A 21,493-nucleotide genomic window follows, 5' to 3' on the forward strand; every position below is an offset into this window, starting at 1 on the left:
CTTGCAGAGGGCGCAAAACCGGCGCCCCTAAAGACGGCGGGCACGAGCGCGCTATAGGCCTTTGAAAACCGGGTTGCGCCGCTCGTTAAAAGCCGAAACCCCTTCGCGGCGATCCTGCGTCGGGATCGTCCGATTATAGGCTTCAATCTCAAAAGCCAGACCATCCATCAAGCCCATTTGCAGCCCCTTATGGATCGCTTGCTTGGCTTGACGCACCGCAATAGGTGCATTTCCAGCGATGGTTTTGGCCATCTCAAGCGCTGTCTCCAACAGGCTTTGCGCGCTGCACACCGCATTCGCAAGACCCCAATCATAGGCCTCTTGCGCCGAAAACACCCGCCCCGATAGGATCAATTCTTTGGCGCGCCGCTCGCCAATGGCGCGCGCCAGCGTTTGCGTGCCCCCCGCACCGGGTATGATGCCGATGCGCACTTCGGTTTGCGCAAAGCGCGCGCGCTCAGAAGCATAGATAAAATCAAACGCCGCCGCCAATTCACACCCCCCGCCATAAGCAGCGCCATTGATCGCCCCAATCGTTGGAAGCGGGCAGGCAATCACCGCGCGCACCATCCGCTCATAAATCAGATGCTGCGCCTGCCACGCTGCATCGGACATGCCGTTGCGCTCTTTGAGATCACCGCCGGCGCAAAAGGCTTTTTCACCCGCACCGGTTATAACCACAACGCGGGTGTTGTCAGGCTGGAGCGCCAAACCCTCAAACAGATTGATCAAATCCCACGCCATCTGTGTGTTGAACGCGTTGGACACCTCTGGCCTGTTCAACCGAACCAGCAAGACATGCGCATCAACCGATGTAAGATCCAAAGTTTCAAATGATGTCATAGTTAGCGACTTTCGAATATTGCCCCATATCTTAGGCGAAAATATCGTCGCCTGAACATGGTTTATTTCGAATAGATCTGGAAAAAAGGCGGCACTGGCCCGAAAAAATCAAATCCCAGGCAATTCTTCTTGCGGGGCGGGGCGCAGCCAATGCGCCCTTGTTGAAAAACACGCCCTGCCCGCTGCCACGCCCAGAAGCCCCAGATTTACCCTTCAAAGCCGCCACCCCAAATTCGCTTCAAAATGCGGCCAAAGCCGATCCGCCACTTACCGGAGCAATGATCGCCAGGAAACAAAAGAACGAACGAAATTTATCTACGGTTAATCGCGGCGAACGCGCAGCGCCATGCGCGTCCATACGTTATAGCGATCCTTAATCACATAACCATGATAGAGCCCCGCACCCATATGTATCAGCGATAGGGTGAGCAGCAGGACCGAAGAGACCAAGTGAATGGATACAAAACTAGGATATAGCGCCTTGTTTTCAGCAATCAGCGCCGGTATTTTTATCATCCCGACAAGATAAACGTCAAACCCGCCCGCCCAGGTCATCATTGAGCCTTGAAGGGGCAACCACAGACAGATTAGATATAATAGCGACTGCAGAATTTTTGAAAAAACCCTATGGCGTTTGGGAAGATTGTCTTCAAAGACGGGCCGGTTGTAAAATTTCCACAGAAGCCGCAGTACAATCCCGCAAAATAAAAAGGTTCCGGTTATTTGGTGAAACCAAATGAATTGCCCCTTTTCAACCGACGGTTCCATTTGATTTAAGTTGGTGCCGGTGAATAATTGCCAAAGAATTACGAAGGCTAAAACCCAATGAAAGAGTTTGGCGATTAATCCATAACTATCGGGTGACGCTTTTAACATAATGGCCCTCATGCGTTTGTTAATGAGCGCTCACGTTCAAATCTTTCTAAGCAAGTTGCCAGATCTAGAGTTTAGCCCGCGTGGATCTATAAATTCGACCCGTTTGCGCGAAGTAAGAGCTACAGCTTTGCAGCCCTGCCGCTGACAGGCGCGCGCGCCGACAACGTGCAAGTGCCAGCACAGATGAATTCTGACAAAATGGGTCTAAAAAACCACGAGAGACTTTTAAGTTTAAATTCATCTGCGCTCAGGGTGATCCTTAAATTGACCCGCCAGACTGGGGCAGTAAGCTGCACGACTGACATTTAAAAAGCGCTGAGAAATCGCATAGGCACGACCGATCCCCAAGCGAATGGCATAGCGCCAGACTTATGACGTGACGTTGCCAACTTCGTCTTGCGGAGACTCCTTTATGGCCGGTTTGGCAAAACGTATCGGCAATAAAAACCCCCGCATTGCGAGGGTTTTTATTGTCTTAATTGCGAGAGCTGGGTTTGAATCTGCGGCCTTAGAGTCTAATTTTATTATTAAAATCAAATATTTATGAGATAAATAATTACATAGGCCCATAAGTTACAACCATGAACAAATTATGCAAACCGGTTTTATTAACTTACCACTTTTTAAAGTGAAACAATGATTTGCTTAAATGATTTTTTGCAAATTAGAAGCATTTCATATCGAAATATTGACTCTTTGTAATGTTAAATATATTTAACATTGTGGTAAAATTATTTAACACAAAGAATTGGCAATATCCCATGAAGAAAAAAACACTATACTTCAAATTATTATTGGCATTTCTATCAATATTTGGCTAATTCTCGAAATACGGCAACTCTATTCAAATGGTTGGATGGATGGGCCAGCTGCCATCCAAACTTGGGCTGAAACTGTTTTCTGGATCATAGTTATTTCTATCGTGGCCGGCATTGTTTTGGCAGTAGTGGGCACTGTCATCTTCTCAGTAATTGAAAAGATTATCTGTGGCGAAGCTGATTACAATTTTATAATGGATGAACGGGACAAAGCGATTGCATCGACTGGTGATAAAATCACTTTATCATTTATAGGCGCAGGTTTTGTCATACTTATTTTAGGACTCAAATTTGGATATGAAATTATAGACTGCCTTATTTTATTAATGTTTTGCTTTTCATTTGGAGGTCTCCTTGGAGAAATAGCAAAATTAGCACGCTATCGCATGAGCGTGTAAGATGTCCAGCAGACCTGTAATTACAAATAACATCCGACATCTACGCTTTATTTCAGACGAAATGTCCCAAATCACGCTAGCAAGTAAAGTGGGCGTAACCCGTCAGACTATCGCCACGATTGAGAAGGCAAAATATTATCCTACACTTGAGTTGGCTTTCTTAATCGCTCGGGTATTCGATAAAGAAATAAGCGAAGTCTTTCAGTTTGAATTTAACGATTGAAAGATATTTGCCGACTGATTACCTGGTCATCAATTAGGCACCAAAAAGACAGACACAACTTAGAACGCCCGCGTGTGACCAGAGACAATAAATTTCCCAAAAAATAAATTTTAAGAAAAAAGAATGATAAGAACAGTTGGTTGGTTGCGGGAGTAGGATTTGAACCTACGACCTTCAGGTTATGAGCCTGACGAGCTACCGGGCTGCTCCATCCCGCGCCAGGTAATCGCTTCATAAACCTACTGCCAAAGGATCACAAGCCCCGAAGCAAAGAATTTGCAAGAGATTTTGATGAGCCAAGAAGGATAGGTTCAGAACTTTGCGGTTTTTTGTTTCGAGTTCTAGAACAGAGGCTGCATAAGCGTTGGCTTTTCAACAGAGTCCAACCAGCCTAGCCGCGCATGAAGAGCCTTCGCTAGGCCGTAATGCGGGGCCGGCCTGACACCACAGCGGTTAGTCGCGCTTCAATGAAAACCATGCGATTCTCTGCCTGCGTTTTTGAAATATCGCGCTGCCAGCTTAGCTCAAGCGCATCAGCCCCTGCAGCCTTCGCCTGCGTTATCGCCTGATCCCTCAAGATCTGCTCAAGCGTTTCAAGCGCCAGTGTTTCTTGCGTAAAATCCTGCGTGCCCGCGCCACTATGGACGCGAAACACGCCTTCTGTGGGCGCGGTCACCGTACCGCTGGCGCGCATCGTAATCTGCCCGACAACTGCGCCGATAGCATTTGCAACATCGCCATGCTGGGGAAGCAGCATTGGGCAGTTCAGGCGCGCCCCAACCGCAGGGTAATAGCTTGGCGCCGAAGCGCCCAAACCTACCACAGGCAGGTTTAGGCCAGCATCCAGTTTTATCAATCCACGATGCCCGCTTAGCCCACGTTCCAGCAAGATATGCCCTGCCAAATCTTGCGAGGCCAACCCAAAGCTTTGCTCTTCTTCGGCAAAAGCCACGTCTAACAACGCAGTGGAGGTTTGGCGAGTGAGTTGATCGATTATCATATCCGCCATATCTTGTGGGCTTTTTGCCAAGCGCTGCCCGGCGCCCGTGCGCCGCCGCCCAAAAACGCTCAGGGCTTTTTGCGCCGCACCGCGATCCCAAAGTTGCGAAGCGCCCAGAAAATGGCTGGCATCCGAAGGCGTTAAAGCTGCAATTTGTATCACCCCCCGCGACAGCAAGCGGCGCAAAACCTGCTGCTCTAACCGACTTTTCAGCACCTTATCCAAGGGTTGAAAATCAAGGGTGAGGCGCTGATAAAGCGCCAGATCGCGGCCTTGTAGCCCTTGCATAGCCTGCCCCGCAAGGCGGCGCACAAAACGCCCATCATATTCGCTTGGAAGCGCCGTATGGAGCTGACGATCTAACGCATCATGCACCAGATCGGGGGCCTCTATCGCCGCCAAGCAAATTGGCAAAACGCGTTTGGGCCCCAGCAAAACGCCACCCTGCAACCCTTCAGATAAAAAATGAACTTCGCTATCGCCCCCCAAACCAGAGGTGCGCATAGCAACAGCCTCCACCATGGTGCGATAAGGGCCCACTTGGGCCCCCTGCGGATCCAGCGCTGGTTGCCCGTTGCGCAAAACGGCAATATCCGTGGTGGTGCCACCAATATCAGAAACCAAAGCTGTTTTTTCACCAGTGAGCCACCGCGCGCCCACCAGCGAGGCAGCAGGCCCGCTTAGAATGGTCTCGATGGGTTTGTCGCGCGCCAGTTGCGCCGAAATCAAGGCCCCATCGCCGCGCACCACCATCAAGGGCGCCAGAATACCAAGCGCCGTTAATTTGAAGCTTGCCCGCTCAATCAAACCATCAATCATCCCAATCAAACGGGCGTTTAACACCGATGTGAGCGCCCGCTTTGGCCCATTTAATTTCGAGGATAGCTGATAAGACGCGCTGACCGGCTTTCCCGAGACCGCGCGGATAAGCTGGCTCGCCGCTTCTTCATGCGCCGGATTGCGCGTGGCGAACTGCCCGGCCACGGCAAAAGCTGACACCCCGGTTTGCGCCTCTACCCAGCTTTGCAAGGCGCGCAGACCCAAAGGCTGCTGCTCCGATCCTGAATGATCATGCCCCCCGGGTAATTCGATGGCCGGATCACCGGCCAATACCTCAGACAGGCCATGGCGGATCAGATCACCGGGGCGAAACCCGATATAGACCAATCCCACCCGTCCGCCTTGCCCTTCAACCAACGCGTTCGTGGCCAATGTGGTTGATAGCGAGGCCATCGCGATCTCTTCCGGTTTGATCTGCGAGGCGGCCAAAACCGCCGCGACAGCCTTGCCAATGCCCTCGGCCAGATCTGCGCGCGTGGTTAAGGATTTTGCGCTGGCGATCACTTCTGTTTCATCGCGCAGCAAAACTGCATCCGTAAAAGTACCACCCGTATCAACGCCCAGTAAAACGGCCATCTGATCCTCTTAATGATTGACTGTTACAGTTGCCTCCGCCCGCACCTAGTCGCAATTAAAGCCAAAAGAAAGACAGATTACGACACAAAGCCGCGGATCAAAGCCGCTTTCGGCCAGTTAAAGTTTTTCAAGCTGCGCTTGCGCCCAAATCGCTGCTTCTGCGACCGTTGGGTCAGCATCTGATTGCAGTCGGGCGGCCACCGCTGCCAACTCAACCTGCTGCGAATTTCCGATCGCATAAAGCACATTGCGTATAAAACGATCACGGCCGATTCGTTTGATCGGGCTGCCCGAAAATTTCTGGCGAAATTCCGCATCCTTTAGCATCGCCAGCTCGGCCAATTTTGGCGCGGTTAAATCTTCGCGCGCATGAAAGCGCATATCTTGCGCGGTTTGTGCAAATTTATTCCACGGGCATGCCGCCAAACAATCATCGCAACCATAAATGCGATTTCCCATCTGCGCCCGTAAATCAAGATCCACCGGGCCTTTATGTTCAATCGTCAGATAGGAAATGCAGCGCCGCGCATCCAGCTGATATGGCGCTGGAAAAGCCTGCGTCGGGCAAGCCTGCAAACACGCCTGACAAGATCCGCAATGATCCGGCTCTTTTTCATCCAACGGCAAATCGAGCGTTGTAAAAATCGCGCCCAAGAAAAACCAATTGCCCAGCGATCGGTTGACCAAATTGGTATGTTTGCCTTGCCAGCCAAGCCCAGCAGCCTGCGCCAAGGGTTTTTCTGGCACCGGCGCCGTATCCACAAACACTTTAACAGCGCCGCCCTTCTCGGCGATTAACCAACGGGCCAAGGCTTTCAGACGCTTTTTAATAACATCATGGTAATCTTTATTTCGGGCATAAACAGAAATTGTACCGCGATCAGGCTGCGCCAAAACCGCCATCGGATCTTCGCTGGGCGCGTAGGACCGCGCCAGCATTATAACCGATTTCGCCTCTGGCCACAGGGCGCTGGGATCCGAACGCCAGGCTTGGCGATCCTCCAGCCAAGCCATTTGTCCATGATAATTTTTGGCCAAAAATGCGCGCAAATCGGCCTCCATCTGGGGTACGGCCGAGGGTTGGCAAATCGCCAGTTGATCAAAACCTTCCCCCTTGGCCTGCGCCAAAAGCCGCTGTTTAAGCTCTTGCATCAGATCCCGGCCCAATATAGGACGCCGCGCCTCTGCCTGAGCCGCACGCCATGTTAGAAATCCAAATCATTGTAATGTTTGGGCGGTGGAAACCCCGGCACTTGATCCGCCAGAATACTTCGAAACGCAGGGCGAGATTTGATTTTTGCGTACCAATCTTTCACGATGGCCGATCGATTCCAATCCACATCTGAAATATAATCTAGCACTGACAGATGCGCGGCAGCTGCAAAATCTGCCAGCGTCATCTGATCCCCCGCAAGCCAGCGGCGCTGGTCCAACAGCTCAGACATATAATCAAGATGAAATTTTATCGCCTTCATACCTGCAATCACGTGTTTGCTTTCAGGAAAACCCTCACCGGTGATTTTCTTGATCACCCGCTCATTTAGCAATTTTACCGTCACGTCTTTGTGAAACTTATCATCGAACCACGCGATCAAACGGCGCATTTCGTATTTGTCCAAAGCGGTTTTGGGCAGCAGCGCTGGATCGGGGTATAAATCCTCAAGAAATTCGCAAATCGCACCGCTTTGAGTGAGATAGCCGCTTTCATGGCGCAAAATCGGAACTTGCCCAGCCGGATTACGGCGCAAAAAATCCGTGCTGCGCTCCCAGTATTTTTCATCGACCAGCTCAACCTCAACGCGTTTTTCAGCAAGGGTCAGCCGAATTTTCCGACAAAACGGCGAGAGAGGGGCATGATACAAGCGCAGCATTTCAGACTTTCAAAACAAATAACGTCTCACTTTGAATGCCTTGTCAGAGCGGGTTTTTCAATCCTTCAAACGCCAATTTATCCTGCTTGGCACGATTATATCGCCTAAGCCGGTTTGCCAAAGACGCGTCTGACATAGGCAGCGCGCTTGAGCTCTTTAAACCAAGGGCCCAAGCGCTGCTTTGCTTATTCAGCCGGAATACTTTTGGCTTCATCCGATAAAGGATGCGGCAGATGCACCAACATCTCTTTAGGGCACACTTGCAAAAAGTGGTCTTTTTCCACATCCCATTGGCGCAAAATATCATGCGCCTTAGGGCTGCCGGTTTCTTCAGCATGGCGTGAAATCAAAGATTTCAACTGCTCTTGCCAATGTCCAATCGTGACCGGACAGGTGACCAATGTTTCCATATTCATCCGGCTTTGCGCCAGCGAGTCTGGATCATAGATATAGGCCATGCCACCCGTCATACCGGCGCCAAAATTGGCCCCGACAGTGCCCAAAATCACCGCAACCCCGCCGGTCATATATTCGCACCCATTGCTGCCGCAGCCTTCAACCACAACCTTGGCACCTGAATTGCGCACGCCAAAGCGCTCACCGGCGCGCCCGCTTGCGAATAAGTGGCCATCGGTGGCGCCATAGAGAACCGTGTTGCCGATAATTGTATTATCCGCCGCCACCAAGGGGCTGGTCATTGCAGGGCGCACCACAATCATGCCCCCTGACAGCCCTTTACCAACATAATCATTGGCATCCCCCGACACTTGCAGCTTCAGCCCGGGCGCGGCGAAGGCGCCCAAAGATTGGCCCGCGCTGCCGGTAAGCTTGATCGTTAGATGATCTTCTTGCAGCGCATTGCGCATACCGAATTTGGTTACGATATGGCTGGATATGCGCGTGCCGACGGTGCGGTGGGTGTTTTGAACCGAATAAGACAGCTGCATTTTTTCGCCATCTTGTAAAAACCGCGCCGCGTCGCGCACAATCTCAGCATCCAGCGTATCAGGAACCGTATTGCGGGGACGGTCACGGTTATACACAACCGTGTCAGCCCCATCGACGCGGATCAGAAGTGGGTTCAAGTCCAGATCATCCAAATGTTCGGCGCCCCGGCTGACTTGACCGAGCAGATCGGCCCGACCAATGATCTCATCCAATGAGCGCGCGCCAATGCTCGCCAGAATTTCGCGCACCTCTTGCGCATAGAAGGTGATCAAATTCACGACTTTATCCGCAGAGCCGGTGAATTTTGAGCGCAGCTCTTCGTTTTGCGTGCACACGCCGACCGGGCATGTGTTGGATTGGCACTGCCGCACCATAATACAGCCCATCGCAATCAACGCTGCGGTGCCGATGCCAAATTCTTCGGCCCCCATCATCGCAGCCATGATGATATCACGACCCGTGCGCAAACCGCCATCGGTGCGTAAAGTAATGCGGTCGCGCAGATTGTTCATCGCCAACACTTGATGGGCCTCGGTCAATCCCATTTCCCATGGCAAGCCGGCAAATTTGATCGAGGTTGCCGGAGAGGCACCGGTGCCCCCATTATGGCCGGAAATCAAAATCACATCTGCTTCGGCTTTTGCAACCCCGGCCGCGATCGTGCCCACGCCCGAAGAAGCGACCAATTTCACCGTCACTTTGCAGCGCGGGTTGATTTGTTTCAAATCATAGATCAGCTGCGCCAAATCCTCGATCGAATAAATATCGTGATGTGGAGGCGGGGAAATTAACGTAACGCCCTTGGTGGAATGGCGCAAACGGGCGATCAAATCGGTGACCTTCATGCCCGGCAGCTGACCGCCTTCACCTGGTTTCGCCCCTTGCGCGACCTTAATCTCAAGCTCTTCACATTGGTTGAGATATTCCGCAGTCACGCCAAAGCGGCCCGAAGCAACTTGCTTAATTTTCGCCGATGGGTTGTCACCATTTGGTTCGGGGTGAAAATGCGCTGGATCCTCGCCCCCTTCGCCGCTATCCGATTTGGCACCGATACGGTTCATCGCGACGTTTAGCGTTTTATGCGCTTCCGGGCTTAAGGCACCCAAAGACATACCCGGCGTCACAAAGCGCCGACGAATCGCGGTGATGCTTTCCACTTCCTCTAATGGCACAGGATCACCGATCGGCTTCACAGCCAGCAAATCGCGCAAATGAATTGGCGGGTTTGATTGCATGCGGGCAGAATATTGTTTCCATAAATCAAAGCTGGCCCGATCACAGGCGGTTTGCATCATATGCATGGTCTGGGCCTCCCAAGCGTGGGTTTCACCAGTTTTGCGCGATTTATAAAACCCGCCCATCGGCAAAACACCCGTGGCACCCTGCCAAGCTGCCGCGTGAATTTCTTCTGCTTTTTTCTGCACGCCGCTGACGCCAATGCCCGAAATCCGGCTCATCAAGCCCGGGAAATATTCAGCGCACATCGCACGGCTAAGCCCAACAGCTTCAAAATTCAAACCGCCCCGATAGGAAGAAATCACCGAAATACCCATTTTCGACATGATTTTCAGCAAGCCTTGATCGATCGCCTCGCGATAGCGCGACACAACCTCTGTCAGGGTCCCGTTCAGCAAGCCGCGCTCAATCCGATCGTTCAAACTGTCCTCGGCCAAATAGGCATTCACCACCGTTGCCCCCGCGCCAATCAAAACCGCAAAATAATGCGGATCAATGCATTCTGCAGACCGCACATTCAGCGAACAGAACGTACGCAAGCCTTTGCGGGTGAGATGGCTGTGCACCGCGGAGGTGGCCAAAATCATCGGCATGGCGATTTTTTCTGCGTTAGAGGCGTGATCGCTCAAAACCAAATGACCCGCCCCCGAACGTACGGCATCTTCTGCCTCTGCCCGGATGCGCTCCAAGCCTGTTTGCAGGGCTGATGGCCCTGAGCCAACGGCAAAGCTACAGTCAATCTCAACCATCGGCGCGTTAAAATGCCGGGTCAATTCCTCCCATTGCGCATTTCCAACGAAGGGGCTGTCAAGCACCAGAATTTCAGTTTGCGCGCTGCTTTCATCCAATACGTTTTTAAGATTTCCAAATCGCGTTTTCAGGCTCATCACGCGGTATTCGCGCAGGCTGTCAATCGGCGGGTTGGTCACTTGCGAGAAATTTTGCCGGAAATAATGCGACAAGGGGCGATATTTTTTCGACAAGACCGCGCTCGGCGTATCATCACCCATCGATGCCAGCGTTTCTTTGCCATCTTCGGCCATCGGCGCCAGAATTTGTTCGAGCTCTTCGATCGAATATCCCGCGGCAATCTGACGTTGACGCAAATCTGCGCCGGTAAATAGCGGGGCTTCGGTGACGCTTGCCAAAGGCGCGTCTAATTCGTTGATTTTCTCAACCCAGCTGCCAAAGGGCTGCGCGGCCGCCAATTTATCTTTGATCGCTGTGTCATGGTATAATTTTCCATCACTCATATCGACCGCGAGCAATTGCCCCGGGCCCAAAGCGCCCTTTTCGCGCACCGTGGCCTCGTCAATCGGCACCATGCCGGTTTCGGATCCGGCGATCAGCAAGCCATCGCCCGTCACCACATAGCGCATCGGGCGCAAACCATTACGGTCCAGCCCAGCGCAAACCCAGCGACCATCGGTCATCGCCAACGCCGCAGGGCCATCCCATGGCTCCATCACCGAATTGCAGTAAGAATACATATCCCGCCAAGCATCGGGCAGGTCTTTGCCCTGCTTTGACCAGGTTTCAGGCACTAACATGGTTTTCGCCATTGGCGCATTGCGCCCAGCGCGCACCAAGGCCTCGAACACCGCGTCAAGCGCCGCAGAATCAGAAGAGCCACTTGGCACGATGGGTTTGATGTCTTCAGCCGTCTCGCCAAATGCCATACTTGCCATGCGAATTTCATGGCTTTTCATCCAATTCACATTGCCTTTCAGCGTGTTGATTTCGCCATTATGCGCGAGCATCCGAAACGGCTGCGCCAACCACCATTGGGGAAACGTGTTTGTGGAATAGCGCTGATGATAGATGGCAAAGGCGCTGGTGAAGCGCTCATCCATCAAATCAGGATAGAACACCGCCACCTGTTCGGCCAGCATCATGCCCTTGTAAATGATCGAACGGCAAGATAGCGAGGCGATGTAAAGTTGCCCCACACCCGATGCGGCCGCAGATTTTTCAATTCGGCGGCGGATCACGTAGAGATCGCGCTCAAACGTTTCTTCATCTACCCCTTTGGAGTTGCTGATCAGAATTTGTTCAATTTCGGGCCGCGTTGCGTTGGCTTTTTCGCCTAAACAACTGACCTCAACGGGCACGTGCCGCCATCCATAGATATAATAACCCATCCGCAAAACTTCGCTTTCAACGATGCTTCGGCAGGTTTCTTGAGCGCCAAAATCTGCGCGGGGTAAAAACACCTGCCCCACAGCCACCAGCTCATCTTGGCGCGGTTCATGCCCCGTCCGGCGGATTTGATCATAGAAAAACCGCACGGGTATTTGCACGTGAATGCCGGCTCCGTCGCCGGTTTTGCCATCTGCATCCACAGCGCCGCGGTGCCAAACCGCTTTCAACGCGGCAATGCCATTTTCAACAACTTTGCGGCTGGCCTTGCCATTGATCGACACCACCAAACCTACGCCGCATGAGGCATGCTCATCTTCTTCGCGATACAGGCTGTTCTGCGTCATCCATTGGCGCTTTTGTTCCTGTTGCTTCATCCAATCTGGCCCAAAGCCCGTGGTGTTTTCATGTGTCATGGATCATCTCCTTATGCGGCGGCGACCAATTTGCCCGAAGCCATTTGATGGCGGGCGTCAGCGCGGCCTTTTATCTTGTTATTCTGCGGCGATAGCAGCCGAAGGTTGCAGCTCGGCAATGATCGCATTGGCCGTATCCTGCCCATCTTTGATGGCCCAAACCACCAAGGAGGCCCCGCGCACGATATCGCCCACTGCGTAAACCCCCGGAAGCGCTGTTTTCCCGCTTCCAAACGCGGCTTTTATCGTTCCCCAGCGGGTCACGGGCAATTCGGGTTGGTCAAATAAATGCGGAAGATCTTCCGGTTCAAAGCCCAGCGCTTTGATCACCAGATCCGCCTTTTCGACATAGCGGCTGCCCTCGATCACCTCGGGCATGCGCCGTCCGGTGGCATCAGGCGCCCCAAGACGCATTTTATGGCCCAGCACGCCGCGCACCGGGCCAGCTTGCCCGGCGACCGCTTTCACATCCTGAATGTTCGTATCATCTACAAAAGCTTCTGGCGCGGATAGCCATTCAAAAACAACGCCTTCTTCCTCGGCATTTTCAACTTCCCGCTGCGATCCGGGCATATTGGCGCGGTCGCGGCGGTACATGCATTTTACCGAGGTGGCCCCTTGGCGGATCGCCGTGCGCACGCAATCCATCGCCGTATCCCCACCGCCGATCACCACCACGTTTTTATCGGCAGCATTCAACGCACCACTGGTAAATTCTGGCACGTCATCGCCAAAATTTTCACGGTTTGACGTGGCCAGAAAGTCGAGCGCTTGCACAACGCCCGAGAGCGCGCCGCCCGGAACATCCAAATCGCGGATTTTGTAAACGCCAGTAGCCACAATCACGGCATCATGCTGCGCGCGCAGGTCCTCAAACGTGATATCTTCGCCGATATTGCAATTCAACTTAAGCGTCACCCCGCCATCAACCAATTGCTGATTGCGGCGCATAACAATGTCTTTTTCCAGCTTGAAGCCGGGAATACCATAGGTGAGCAATCCACCTGCCCGGTCATAGCGGTCATAAATCGTCACCTGAAACCCCGCCCGGCGCAGCCGATCTGCAGCGGCTAACCCACCGGGCCCTGCGCCAATAATACCAACCGATTTATCAAGCTCGCGTGCAGGTGATAAAGGCTGCACCCAGCCTTCTTGCCATGCGGTATCGGTGATATATTTCTCGACAGCCCCAATCGTGACAGTTTCATGGCCCGATTGCTCGATCACGCAATTGCCCTCGCACAGACGGTCTTGCGGACAGATCCGCCCGCAGATCTCAGGAAAACTATTGGTCGCCTGCGACACCTCATAGGCTTCTTGCAGGCGGCCCTCGGCGGTTAAGTGCAACCAATCGGGGATGTTGTTGTGAAGCGGGCAATGCGACTGGCAGTAAGGCACCCCGCATTGGCTACAGCGGCTGGCCTGCTCTTTTGCCTTCTCAGCCGCGAATTCGGCGTAAATTTCTTTGAAATCTTCTGCACGCTCGGTTGCGCTGCGTTTCTTTGGCATATCGCGTTCGATCGACACGAATTTTAACATTGGCTGCTTGGCCATGAGAGCCTCCTACTTTCACTTTCTGGTTATGTAGCGGAAGCCTATCAAAAAGAAAAGGCAGAAGTGCTGACGTTTATTTTCAATTACGCCCTTAAAAAGCAAATAATTGACAATCTAGATCAAAAATTAAGTCCGAGTCGGACTTAAAAAGAGTGTTTCTATTATAAATCTGTTGGTTATATGATGGGTTTGCACCATTATAAGGTTTTAAATGCCCCTGCTTCATTTGATTATATTAGCTATTATTCAAGGGGTTACCGAATTCCTTCCCGTTTCCTCAAGCGCCCATTTGATCCTATTTCCTGCGCTCACCGGTACCACAGATCAAGGGCCTGTTATCGATGTCGCCGTCCATTTCGGCACGCTGCTTGCCGTTATGCTGTATTTTCACAGCGAGGTGCGGAAGATCTTTTTTGGCGCCGGCCACCTATTGAAAGGCAGAACCACGCAACCCGAGGCCAGATTCGCGCTCTACCTGATCTATGCCACCCTGCCCGCCATCGCCGTCGGCTTTATGCTCAAACTTTCTGGTGTAAGCGGCGCGATGCGCGAAAATGTTGCGCTGATCGGCTGGGCAATGCTGGGATTCGGCCTGCTTCTCTGGTGGGCTGATCGACGCCCCAAAAGCCTGAAAACTCTTTCAGATTTCAGCCGAGGCGATGCGCTGAAACTGGGCCTCTGGCAAGCGCTAGCGCTTATTCCGGGCACCTCGCGATCCGGCATCACCATCACCGGGGCGCTCTTGGCAGGCTATAGTCGGCACGAAGCCGCGCGCTTATCCATGCTGATGTCAATCCCGGTGATCCTAGCCGCGACAGCGCTGGCCAGCCTTGATCTGATTGCCGAGGGAGCGACCACACGATTGCGCGATGCGGCATTGGCCGCCGCTTTTGCAGCCTTCTCAGCGTTCATTGCTTTGGGGCTAATGATGCGCCTGCTGCGCAGCATCAGCTTCACGCCTTATGTGATCTATCGGGTGGTTTTCGGGGCTAGCCTGATCCTTTGGGCCAGCCTTTAAACCACGCAGTCACTGTGCTAGTGACGTGCTCAGAGCATCTAATGCAGCAAAAGGACAAAACAATGGCGCGCATGATTTTTATGCTGAACGGACCGAATTTGAATCTGTTGGGAAAACGCCAACCTGAACTCTACGGGCATGACACATTACACGATATTGCCCTCGATTGCGATTTGACCGCTGACCAAATGGGCCTGACGTTGACGCATTTGCAGTCAAATCATGAAGGCCAGCTGATTGATTGGATCCATCAAGCGCGAGAGGAAGCCGAGGGCATTATAATGAACCCGGGGGCGTTATCGCATAGTTCGATCGCCATTTTGGATGCTTTAAACATGTTTGAGGGCCCAATTTTAGAGGTTCATATCTCTAATATCCATAAACGGGAAAGCTTCCGCCATCATTCTTACGTGTCGCTGCGCGCCGAGGGCGTGATCGCTGGGTTCGGCAGCCACGGATATCAGATCGCGGTTCAACATATGGCGAAATTGCTCACAGCATAGAAAGCCCTCAAAATGAGCAATGTTTTATTCGACGCGCTGTTTGCCGATCATATCGGCTCTGAGGCGCCGTTCTTGATCCTGCCAGATGGGGACGTTTGGAGCTATCAGCGCTTTTTAGAAACTGCCGCACAATACGCGCATGTGTTGGAGGCGCTTGGGCTAGAGGTCGGGGATCGATTGGCCGTGCAGGTTCAAAAATCCCCCGAGGCATTGGCCACCTACGCGGCCTGTTTGCAAGCAGGGGTAATCTTTCTGCCTTTAAACACCGCCTATACAGCTCGTGAAATGGCCTATTTTATCGAAAATTCAGGGGCAAAACTGGTGTTGTGCGACGCCAAAGCAGAAACCGCTTTGCGCCCCGTGGCGCAGGCAGCGCAGGCGCAATTGCAGGTTTTGAATGGGGATGGCAGCGGCGGCTTTACAGGCTTGGCGATGCAACATCCCAAAAGCTTCCAACCCCGCGCCCGCAGTGGCAATGATCTGGCAGCCTTTCTGTATACATCGGGCACTACCGGGCGCTCAAAAGGGGCGATGCTTAGCCATGATAACCTGTTATCAAACGCAAAAACATTATGCGACGCATGGCGCTTTACCGCCCAAGATGTGCTTTTGCACGCTTTGCCTATTTTTCACACTCACGGGCTTTTTGTGGCCACAAATATTTGCCTTCTTGCCGGATGCTCGATGCGGTTTTATCCCGCGTTTGACGCCAAACAGCTGATCCAAGATATGCCAATGGCCACCACATTAATGGGGGTACCAACCTTTTACTCCCGCTTGTTAAATGACCCAAATTTCACCAAAAGCGTTACCGAAAACATGCGCCTCTTCGTGTCGGGCAGCGCGCCGCTTCTAACAGAAACCCATGAAGCCTTTGAAAGCCGCACCGGGCATCGCATTCTAGAACGCTACGGCATGACCGAGACCAATATGAACACGTCAAACCCTTATAACGCTGAGCGGCGCGCGGGCACTGTTGGCTTTCCTTTGCCCGGTATAGAGCTGCGGATCATCGATGAAAAAACCGAAGAACTGCTTTCCCAAGGCGAAATTGGAATGATCGAAATACGCGGCCCCAACGTGTTTCAAGGCTATTGGAACATGCCAGAAAAAACCGCTGCCGAGCTGCGAGAAAACGGGTTTTTCATCACCGGTGATTTGGGAAAAATCGATGCACAAGGATATGTGCATATCGTCGGGCGCAGCAAAGACCTGATCATCTCGGGTGGTTATAATATCTACCCGAAGGAAATCGAACAAATCTTAGATGATGTGCCCGGCGTTTTGGAAAGCGCCGTGATCGGCGTGCCGCATGCAGATTTTGGCGAAACCGTGCTGGCCGTGGTGGTGCTCCGCAGCGGGGTTACTTTGCGGGAAAGCGATTTGGCCGCAGAAGTGGCGCAAAAATTAGCACGCTTTAAACATCCAAAATCCTACCAAATCATCGCGGAATTGCCGCGCAATACGATGGGTAAAGTGCAAAAGAACCTGCTGCGAGACAGGTATAAGGGCTTTTTTACGGCGCAGTAGCACGCCGCAACGCTCTAGAAACCGCCTCAGCCGCGCTTGGCATTCGGGGCCTAAGGCGGTTTTCAGCCTTGTGGCAGTTGCTGGCCTTTTCCTTTTGAATAAGTTTGGATACACCAAGGCTATGATATGGACGGTTCCAAATATTTTAACCACGGGGCGCTTGCTTGCTGCGCCCGCATTGGCGCTGATGTTTTTGTATTTTAACCGGCCCTATGCGGATTGGTTCGCGCTGCTGCTGTTTATATTTGCCGCGCTTACCGATTGGGTTGATGGATTCCTCGCCCGCACGTGGAAACAGGAAACCAAATTAGGCCAAATGCTCGATCCGATCGCGGATAAAGCAATGGTTATCATCGCGCTTCTGATCATTGTGGGGTATTCGAGCATGTCGCCATGGCTGGTGCTGCCCGCGACTGTGATTTTGTTTCGCGAAGTTTTTGTGTCTGGCCTGCGCGAGTTTTTGGGCGATAGTGCCAGCACGCTGCAGGTCACAAAACTGGCAAAATGGAAAACCACCGCGCAAATGGCGGCGATTGCAATTTTATTCTCACAAGGTGTTTTTGAGCATTATCTGAAGCTCTCGGCGCGAGAAATCGGCCCAGACGCGCTGAACAATATCCTAAACGGCGGCGCCCAAGATACGCTGGGCGTGTTCTGGAAGCATCATGCGATGATCTGGTCGGGCAATGTCGGGCTGATCTTACTTTGGGTTGCAGCCGCTTTAACCTTGATCACCGGCTTTGATTATTTCAAAAAAGCGCTTCCGTTTTTGAAAGATGAGGCATGATAGAGGTTTTATATTTTGCTTGGCTGCGCGAGCGCATCGGCATCCCCCGCGAAACCATTGACAGCCAAGCCGCTACAGTGGCGGATCTTATAACAGAGCTGCGCGCCAAAGATCCGCGCTACGCGCTGGCGTTTTCGGATCTCTCTGCGCTGCGCGCCGCAGTGGATCAAGAATTGGTTGAGTTTAACGCCCCGCTCAACGGCGCCAAAGAAGTTGCATTTTTTCCTCCGATGACGGGGGGCTGATCATGCGAATCCTCATTCAAGAACACCCCTTTGATCTGGGTAAAGAAGCGCAAAACTTTGCCGAGAGACAAGACAATGCCGGCGCAATAGTTACCTTCACCGGGATTGTGCGCAACACATCTGCAAGGGATTTACAAACCCTTGCAATCGAACATTACCCCGCCATGACCGAAAAGGCGATTTCTGAGATCGCCCAAAGGGCAATTGACAGATGGTCCTTGCAGGACGCGCTGGTGCTGCATCGCTATGGAAACCTTGCCCCAGGTGAGGGGATCATGATGGTGGCAACCGCCGCCGCGCATCGCAGTGACGCGTTTGCCGCCGCCGATTTTCTGATGGATTATCTCAAATCGCGCGCACCTTTTTGGAAAAAAGAGATAACCGCGTCCGGAGCAAACTGGGTAGAGGCAAAAGACAGCGACGAGCGGGCTTTGAGGCGCTGGTAGCCGCACCATCGCGCTCGGCTTGGGGCGTTAGGATCGGTCGGTTTCGCTGATCCGAGCCTGTCGCAACCCCTCCATCGCCGCGTCACGTTCTGCCCGCGCTTGGGCCAATAGGTTGGTCAGCTCAGCCTCTTTTAGGGCGGCCTCTTCACGCGCCGCATCGCGCTGCGCTGTGGCGTTAAGCAGCTCTTGTGTAACGTTGGTCATCGCCTCGATGCTGGGCAAAGAGCCCCGCAAAAGCTGCATCCAAAGCCAATGCATGCACCAGCCCATAACAAAAGCTACGAACAGCGCGAGCGCACCGATTAACATCACCTCATTGGCCTGCATTAGCATTTATCCTTGCCTCAGCTGGCAGCGTTTCTGGATCGCCCTGCACCGGCGGTACCGGTTCATTTTCGCGCAGATAAAATTCAATCCGCCGGTTGATATCACGCCCTTCTGCGCTGTCATTTGCAGCAATGGGTTTGGTTTCACCATAGCCTTGCGCCACAAAACTGCCGGTTAAAATACGCCGCCTTTGCAGCTCCATCATAACCGCCTGCGCGCGCATTTGGCTCAGTTGCAGGTTCATTTCCTCGCGCCCCTGACTGTCTGTATGGCCGGCAATTTCAAGCGGAATTTCTCCACATTGGCGCAATATCTCCGCGATTTTATCCAAGAGGTTCTGGCCTGCCAAATTCACCTGATCCGATCCCGGGTCAAAATTGATTTTTTCAGATTGTAGCAGCCCGTTTATTTGGCTGATACAAAGGGCAGCCGGCAGCAGATCTGGCTCTGTTTTGGGGGGCGGTTGATAGGTAATCTGCAAATCGGTGCGAACAGTGTTTGGCAAGATCTGGCGCACACTTAACGCCAAGGCGGCCTGCGCATCCTTGCGATGCGACAGGCCAGAGATCGCTAGATCCTGCCGGGTCAAGCGCATTTGCGCCCGCTGCAAGGGCAGCATCGCCTCGATCAAAGACAGGATCTGCAGGGTCCAATCATTGCCCAGCGCCGGAACCAGCGATCCAGAAAACACCACCTTATCAAATCCAAACCGGGCCTGCGCCAGCGCTTTTACCGCCCTTTGAGCGCGTTGATCTTTCAAAGGGCCCTGCAGAATTAAGTTGCCATCCGCCTCAAGCTCAAAGGAAAACTCTGCAGCGAGACCCCCGTCCGCCATATCGGGCAGATTTCTGGACGCTTCAACCCCATAGCCCTCTGGCAATCGCTGTTTTATTTTTTCAACCACTGCGGCGATGCTATCGGCCTCTGGCAGATCGGGAAAAAACAGCTGAAGGTGGTTATCCTCTAAATGAATCGTGGCTGCGCGGATCGGTTTTACTGCATCGAGCGCCAAGAAAATGGTTTCATCAAACCCGCTTGGGCGATCTGCCAAATTCATCAAGCAGGGCAATCCATGCGTCACGCCAAACGCTTGCAAAGCTGAAGCAAGCGCTTTGAGATGCATTTGGCTATCAACTCGGCAGGCCAGAACCCGCAACGCGCCACTGCGTTTCACCGCGCGAAAGCGATAGCCTTCGGGCGCAGCATTGGGCGCCACCACCACAACTTCATAAAGAAGGCCAGCCGGGCTAAGCTGCTCTAGATTTGTCAAAACCGCTTGCCGGCGCTCTTCCGTTTTTGCCAGCGCTTTCACAACAACGCGATCTTCCGCAATTGTGACCTCGCCGCGATGTATCTGCGCCAAAGCTTCAAACCCAAGCTGCTGGGTGGTGAGCCATGTTTCAGACGGGCGGCGCTGGGCGGCGGTAAAGAAATGTTTTAGCTCCACCTGCCCCGCGGCCATATCACGCAAACCCGCCAGCAGCGTCTCTTGCGTCGGCCCGCTTGGCACATTGCCCATTGCGCGGATAAACTTTGGGGTTTTTAAAATCTGCAGGGTAAGCGCAGCTGGTGTTTTAGCGTCTGTCTCAGATACAGAAATCTGATCTGATAGATTGTGCATCGCCACGGTTTTACGCGCCAGTGTCAATGCTTGAAACCGCTGCGCCGCGGTTTCGGCTTGGCCAGAAAGCACCACCTGCCGCCCATCAGCGGCAACCTCAACCCAATCCAGATCCGCCTTTACAAAGGCCGCTTCAAGCCGCGATATGGTTTTTGCTTCAAGCACCCAAACCAAAGCCATAGCGCAGAAACAGGCCAAGATCGCGGCGCCACTAAAGGTAATAAGAATGTAGCGCTTGGCCAAAAATCGCATAAAATCGCTCGGTTTACAGGGCTGGTAGCTTCATAGGCTCTCGCGCCAAAGGGTTCAATAAAGGAAAACCGCAAGGCCAAAGAACACCACGGGCAAAAAGCCGGTATGGCTGTTTGCCCGAAACAGTCGCAACAACAACTCGGTTTCTCCTAGGCGGAACTGACGCAATTGCCACAACATATGTAGCACAAAGGCAGCAACGCCCAGACCCGCAACCCAGAAAGCTGGCCCCTGTACCTGCAGCGCCAAAGCGCCCAGCATCAATCCCCCGCTGGTCAGGGCAAAGCCCAACAACCAAGGCCATGTCTTTGCGCCAAATAAACGCGCGGTGGATTTGATACCGATCAATGCGTCATCTTCAATATCCTGATGGGCATAAATTGTATCGTAAAACAGCGTCCAGAAAATACCGCTTAGATATAGGATCAGCGCGGCAACCTGTAACCCGCCCTGATGGGCGATAAAGGCCAATAAAACGCCCCAATTAAACGCCAAGCCCAAAAAGACCTGCGGCCACCAGGTAAAGCGTTTCGCAAAAGGGTAAATCGCCACAGGGATCAGGGCGATGATCCCGCATATGATCGCCGCCGCGTTAAAGCTGAACAGAATGCAGGCGGCCAGTGCCACCTGCGCGCCCATCCAAATCACTGCCGATTTCACCGATACTTGCCCAGAGGGGATCGGCCGCGATTTGGTCCGTTCGACCGCCCCGTCAAATTTGCGATCTGTGATATCATTCCACGTGCAGCCAGCCCCGCGCATTAAAAAAGCCCCCAGCCCGCATCCCACAAAAATCCACAAATCGCTTAAGGCAAATTGACCATCGGCTAGAATTGCAAGAAACAACCCCCACCAGCAAGGAAACAGCAACAACCAGGTTCCAATTGGCCGATCCGCCCGCGACAGGCGTAAATAGGGCCGGCTAGCCTGCGGCGCAAAGCGATCAACCCAATTGCCTTTCACAGCATCAAAAACTTCACCCGCCACCTCTGGTTTTGTTCCCTGCTCAGACATATGTTAAGCCCT

18 protein-coding genes and 1 tRNA gene are annotated in these 21,493 nt (G+C 52.8%); 8 read left to right on the forward strand and 11 right to left on the reverse strand.

The genetic code is table 11. The annotated features are described in order from the left end of the window. Window positions 1-51: 51 nt before the first annotated feature. Both GN241_17875 and GN241_17880 read right to left on the reverse strand, forming a co-directional pair. On the reverse strand, window positions 52-843 hold the full coding sequence (locus GN241_17875; GenBank protein XAT59064.1) for an enoyl-CoA hydratase: 792 nt from the start codon (window positions 841-843) through the stop codon (window positions 52-54). 321 nt (window positions 844-1,164) lie between these two features. Further along, on the reverse strand, window positions 1,165-1,731 hold the full coding sequence (locus GN241_17880) for a hypothetical protein (GenBank protein XAT59065.1): 567 nt from the start codon (window positions 1,729-1,731) through the stop codon (window positions 1,165-1,167). Between the two features lie 736 nt (window positions 1,732-2,467). On the opposite strand from GN241_17880, the gene GN241_17885 reads away from it, so the two are divergent. Further along, window positions 2,468-2,935 carry a hypothetical protein gene (locus tag GN241_17885; GenBank protein XAT59066.1) on the forward strand — a complete coding sequence of 156 codons (468 nt, stop codon included), beginning with the start codon at window positions 2,468-2,470 and terminating at the stop codon, window positions 2,933-2,935. 1 nt (window position 2,936) lies between these two features. After that, on the forward strand, window positions 2,937-3,158 hold the full coding sequence (locus tag GN241_17890; protein ID XAT59067.1) for a helix-turn-helix domain-containing protein: 222 nt from the start codon (window positions 2,937-2,939) through the stop codon (window positions 3,156-3,158). Window positions 3,159-3,299: 141 nt separating this feature from the next. Here the strand turns inward: GN241_17890 and GN241_17895 are convergent. From GN241_17895 to GN241_17920, 6 genes are all read right to left on the reverse strand, one after another. After that, window positions 3,300-3,376 (reverse strand) — tRNA-Met (locus GN241_17895). A 197-nt stretch (window positions 3,377-3,573) separates the two neighbouring features. Continuing rightward, window positions 3,574-5,574, reverse strand: coding sequence for a hydantoinase/oxoprolinase family protein (locus GN241_17900; GenBank protein ID XAT59068.1), 2,001 nt, complete (start codon window positions 5,572-5,574; stop codon window positions 3,574-3,576). A 117-nt stretch (window positions 5,575-5,691) separates the two neighbouring features. Continuing rightward, window positions 5,692-6,726, reverse strand: coding sequence for a tRNA epoxyqueuosine(34) reductase QueG (gene queG / locus GN241_17905; GenBank protein XAT59069.1), 1,035 nt, complete (start codon window positions 6,724-6,726; stop codon window positions 5,692-5,694). Window positions 6,727-6,779: 53 nt separating this feature from the next. After that, complete coding sequence (locus GN241_17910) at window positions 6,780-7,445, reverse strand: glutathione S-transferase family protein (GenBank protein ID XAT59070.1); 666 nt, start codon at window positions 7,443-7,445, stop codon at window positions 6,780-6,782. 185 nt (window positions 7,446-7,630) lie between these two features. After that, the gene (gene gltB / locus GN241_17915) at window positions 7,631-12,184 is read right to left on the reverse strand and encodes a glutamate synthase large subunit (protein XAT59071.1); all 4,554 of its coding nucleotides are present in this window, start codon (window positions 12,182-12,184) and stop codon (window positions 7,631-7,633) included. A gap of 78 nt (window positions 12,185-12,262) precedes the next feature. Next, window positions 12,263-13,738, reverse strand: a complete 1,476-nt coding sequence (locus GN241_17920) for an NAD(P)-binding protein (protein XAT59072.1) — start codon at window positions 13,736-13,738, stop codon at window positions 12,263-12,265. Window positions 13,739-13,949: 211 nt separating this feature from the next. Here GN241_17920 and GN241_17925 point away from each other — a divergent pair, with 211 nt between their 5' ends. The 6 genes from GN241_17925 to moaE all read left to right on the forward strand — a co-directional run bounded on the left by GN241_17925 (window position 13,950) and on the right by moaE (window position 18,267). Next, the gene (locus GN241_17925; protein XAT59073.1) at window positions 13,950-14,756 is read left to right on the forward strand and encodes an undecaprenyl-diphosphate phosphatase; all 807 of its coding nucleotides are present in this window, start codon (window positions 13,950-13,952) and stop codon (window positions 14,754-14,756) included. Between the two features lie 62 nt (window positions 14,757-14,818). Further along, window positions 14,819-15,259, forward strand: a complete 441-nt coding sequence (aroQ, locus tag GN241_17930) for a type II 3-dehydroquinate dehydratase (GenBank protein ID XAT59074.1) — start codon at window positions 14,819-14,821, stop codon at window positions 15,257-15,259. A 12-nt stretch (window positions 15,260-15,271) separates the two neighbouring features. Then, window positions 15,272-16,789 (forward strand): AMP-binding protein, encoded by a 1,518-nt coding sequence (locus tag GN241_17935; GenBank protein XAT59075.1) that lies wholly within the window; start codon window positions 15,272-15,274, stop codon window positions 16,787-16,789. A 121-nt stretch (window positions 16,790-16,910) separates the two neighbouring features. Beyond that, window positions 16,911-17,576: a CDP-diacylglycerol--glycerol-3-phosphate 3-phosphatidyltransferase gene (gene pgsA, locus GN241_17940; GenBank protein ID XAT59076.1), complete on the forward strand. Its 666-nt coding sequence runs from the start codon at window positions 16,911-16,913 to the stop codon at window positions 17,574-17,576. Beyond that, on the forward strand, window positions 17,573-17,821 hold the full coding sequence (moaD, locus tag GN241_17945; protein ID XAT59077.1) for a molybdopterin converting factor subunit 1: 249 nt from the start codon (window positions 17,573-17,575) through the stop codon (window positions 17,819-17,821). Before pgsA ends, moaD begins: the two co-directional genes overlap by 4 nt. A gap of 2 nt (window positions 17,822-17,823) precedes the next feature. Next, window positions 17,824-18,267 (forward strand): molybdopterin synthase catalytic subunit MoaE, encoded by a 444-nt coding sequence (moaE, locus tag GN241_17950; GenBank protein XAT59078.1) that lies wholly within the window; start codon window positions 17,824-17,826, stop codon window positions 18,265-18,267. Between the two features lie 27 nt (window positions 18,268-18,294). Here moaE and GN241_17955 read toward each other — a convergent pair whose 3' ends face one another. From GN241_17955 to GN241_17965, 3 genes are read right to left on the reverse strand one after another with little or no spacing between them, the layout of a single operon-like run. Beyond that, window positions 18,295-18,594, reverse strand: coding sequence for a hypothetical protein (locus tag GN241_17955; protein XAT59079.1), 300 nt, complete (start codon window positions 18,592-18,594; stop codon window positions 18,295-18,297). Beyond that, a complete protein-coding gene (locus GN241_17960) occupies window positions 18,581-20,467 on the reverse strand; it encodes an OmpA family protein (GenBank protein ID XAT59080.1) in 1,887 nt (628 codons plus the stop codon). Before GN241_17960 ends, GN241_17955 begins: the two co-directional genes overlap by 14 nt. 54 nt (window positions 20,468-20,521) lie before the next feature. Continuing rightward, window positions 20,522-21,481 (reverse strand): 4-hydroxybenzoate octaprenyltransferase, encoded by a 960-nt coding sequence (locus tag GN241_17965; protein XAT59081.1) that lies wholly within the window; start codon window positions 21,479-21,481, stop codon window positions 20,522-20,524. Window positions 21,482-21,493: the final 12 nt, after the last annotated feature.

Source organism: Rhodobacteraceae bacterium IMCC1335, from assembly GCA_039640495.1.
Taxonomy (GTDB): Bacteria; Pseudomonadota; Alphaproteobacteria; order Rhodobacterales; family Rhodobacteraceae; genus Thalassovivens.

Excerpts from the sequence above, each read along its gene's own strand:
- GN241_17875 (XAT59064.1), bottom strand. The coding sequence starts at position 843 with ATGACATCATTTGAAACTTTGGATCTTACATCGGTTGATGCGCATGTC.
- GN241_17880 (XAT59065.1), bottom strand. The coding sequence starts at position 1,731 with ATGAGGGCCATTATGTTAAAAGCGTCACCCGATAGTTATGGATTAATC.
- GN241_17890 (XAT59067.1), top strand. The coding sequence starts at position 2,937 with ATGTCCAGCAGACCTGTAATTACAAATAACATCCGACATCTACGCTTT.
- GN241_17900 (XAT59068.1), bottom strand. The coding sequence starts at position 5,574 with ATGGCCGTTTTACTGGGCGTTGATACGGGTGGTACTTTTACGGATGCA.
- queG (XAT59069.1), bottom strand. The coding sequence starts at position 6,726 with ATGCAAGAGCTTAAACAGCGGCTTTTGGCGCAGGCCAAGGGGGAAGGT.
- GN241_17910 (XAT59070.1), bottom strand. The coding sequence starts at position 7,445 with ATGCTGCGCTTGTATCATGCCCCTCTCTCGCCGTTTTGTCGGAAAATT.
- gltB (XAT59071.1), bottom strand. The coding sequence starts at position 12,184 with ATGACACATGAAAACACCACGGGCTTTGGGCCAGATTGGATGAAGCAA.
- GN241_17920 (XAT59072.1), bottom strand. The coding sequence starts at position 13,738 with ATGGCCAAGCAGCCAATGTTAAAATTCGTGTCGATCGAACGCGATATG.
- GN241_17925 (XAT59073.1), top strand. The coding sequence starts at position 13,950 with ATGCCCCTGCTTCATTTGATTATATTAGCTATTATTCAAGGGGTTACC.
- aroQ (XAT59074.1), top strand. The coding sequence starts at position 14,819 with ATGGCGCGCATGATTTTTATGCTGAACGGACCGAATTTGAATCTGTTG.
- GN241_17935 (XAT59075.1), top strand. The coding sequence starts at position 15,272 with ATGAGCAATGTTTTATTCGACGCGCTGTTTGCCGATCATATCGGCTCT.
- pgsA (XAT59076.1), top strand. The coding sequence starts at position 16,911 with ATGATATGGACGGTTCCAAATATTTTAACCACGGGGCGCTTGCTTGCT.
- moaD (XAT59077.1), top strand. The coding sequence starts at position 17,573 with ATGATAGAGGTTTTATATTTTGCTTGGCTGCGCGAGCGCATCGGCATC.
- moaE (XAT59078.1), top strand. The coding sequence starts at position 17,824 with ATGCGAATCCTCATTCAAGAACACCCCTTTGATCTGGGTAAAGAAGCG.
- GN241_17955 (XAT59079.1), bottom strand. The coding sequence starts at position 18,594 with ATGCAGGCCAATGAGGTGATGTTAATCGGTGCGCTCGCGCTGTTCGTA.
- GN241_17960 (XAT59080.1), bottom strand. The coding sequence starts at position 20,467 with ATGCGATTTTTGGCCAAGCGCTACATTCTTATTACCTTTAGTGGCGCC.
- GN241_17965 (XAT59081.1), bottom strand. The coding sequence starts at position 21,481 with ATGTCTGAGCAGGGAACAAAACCAGAGGTGGCGGGTGAAGTTTTTGAT.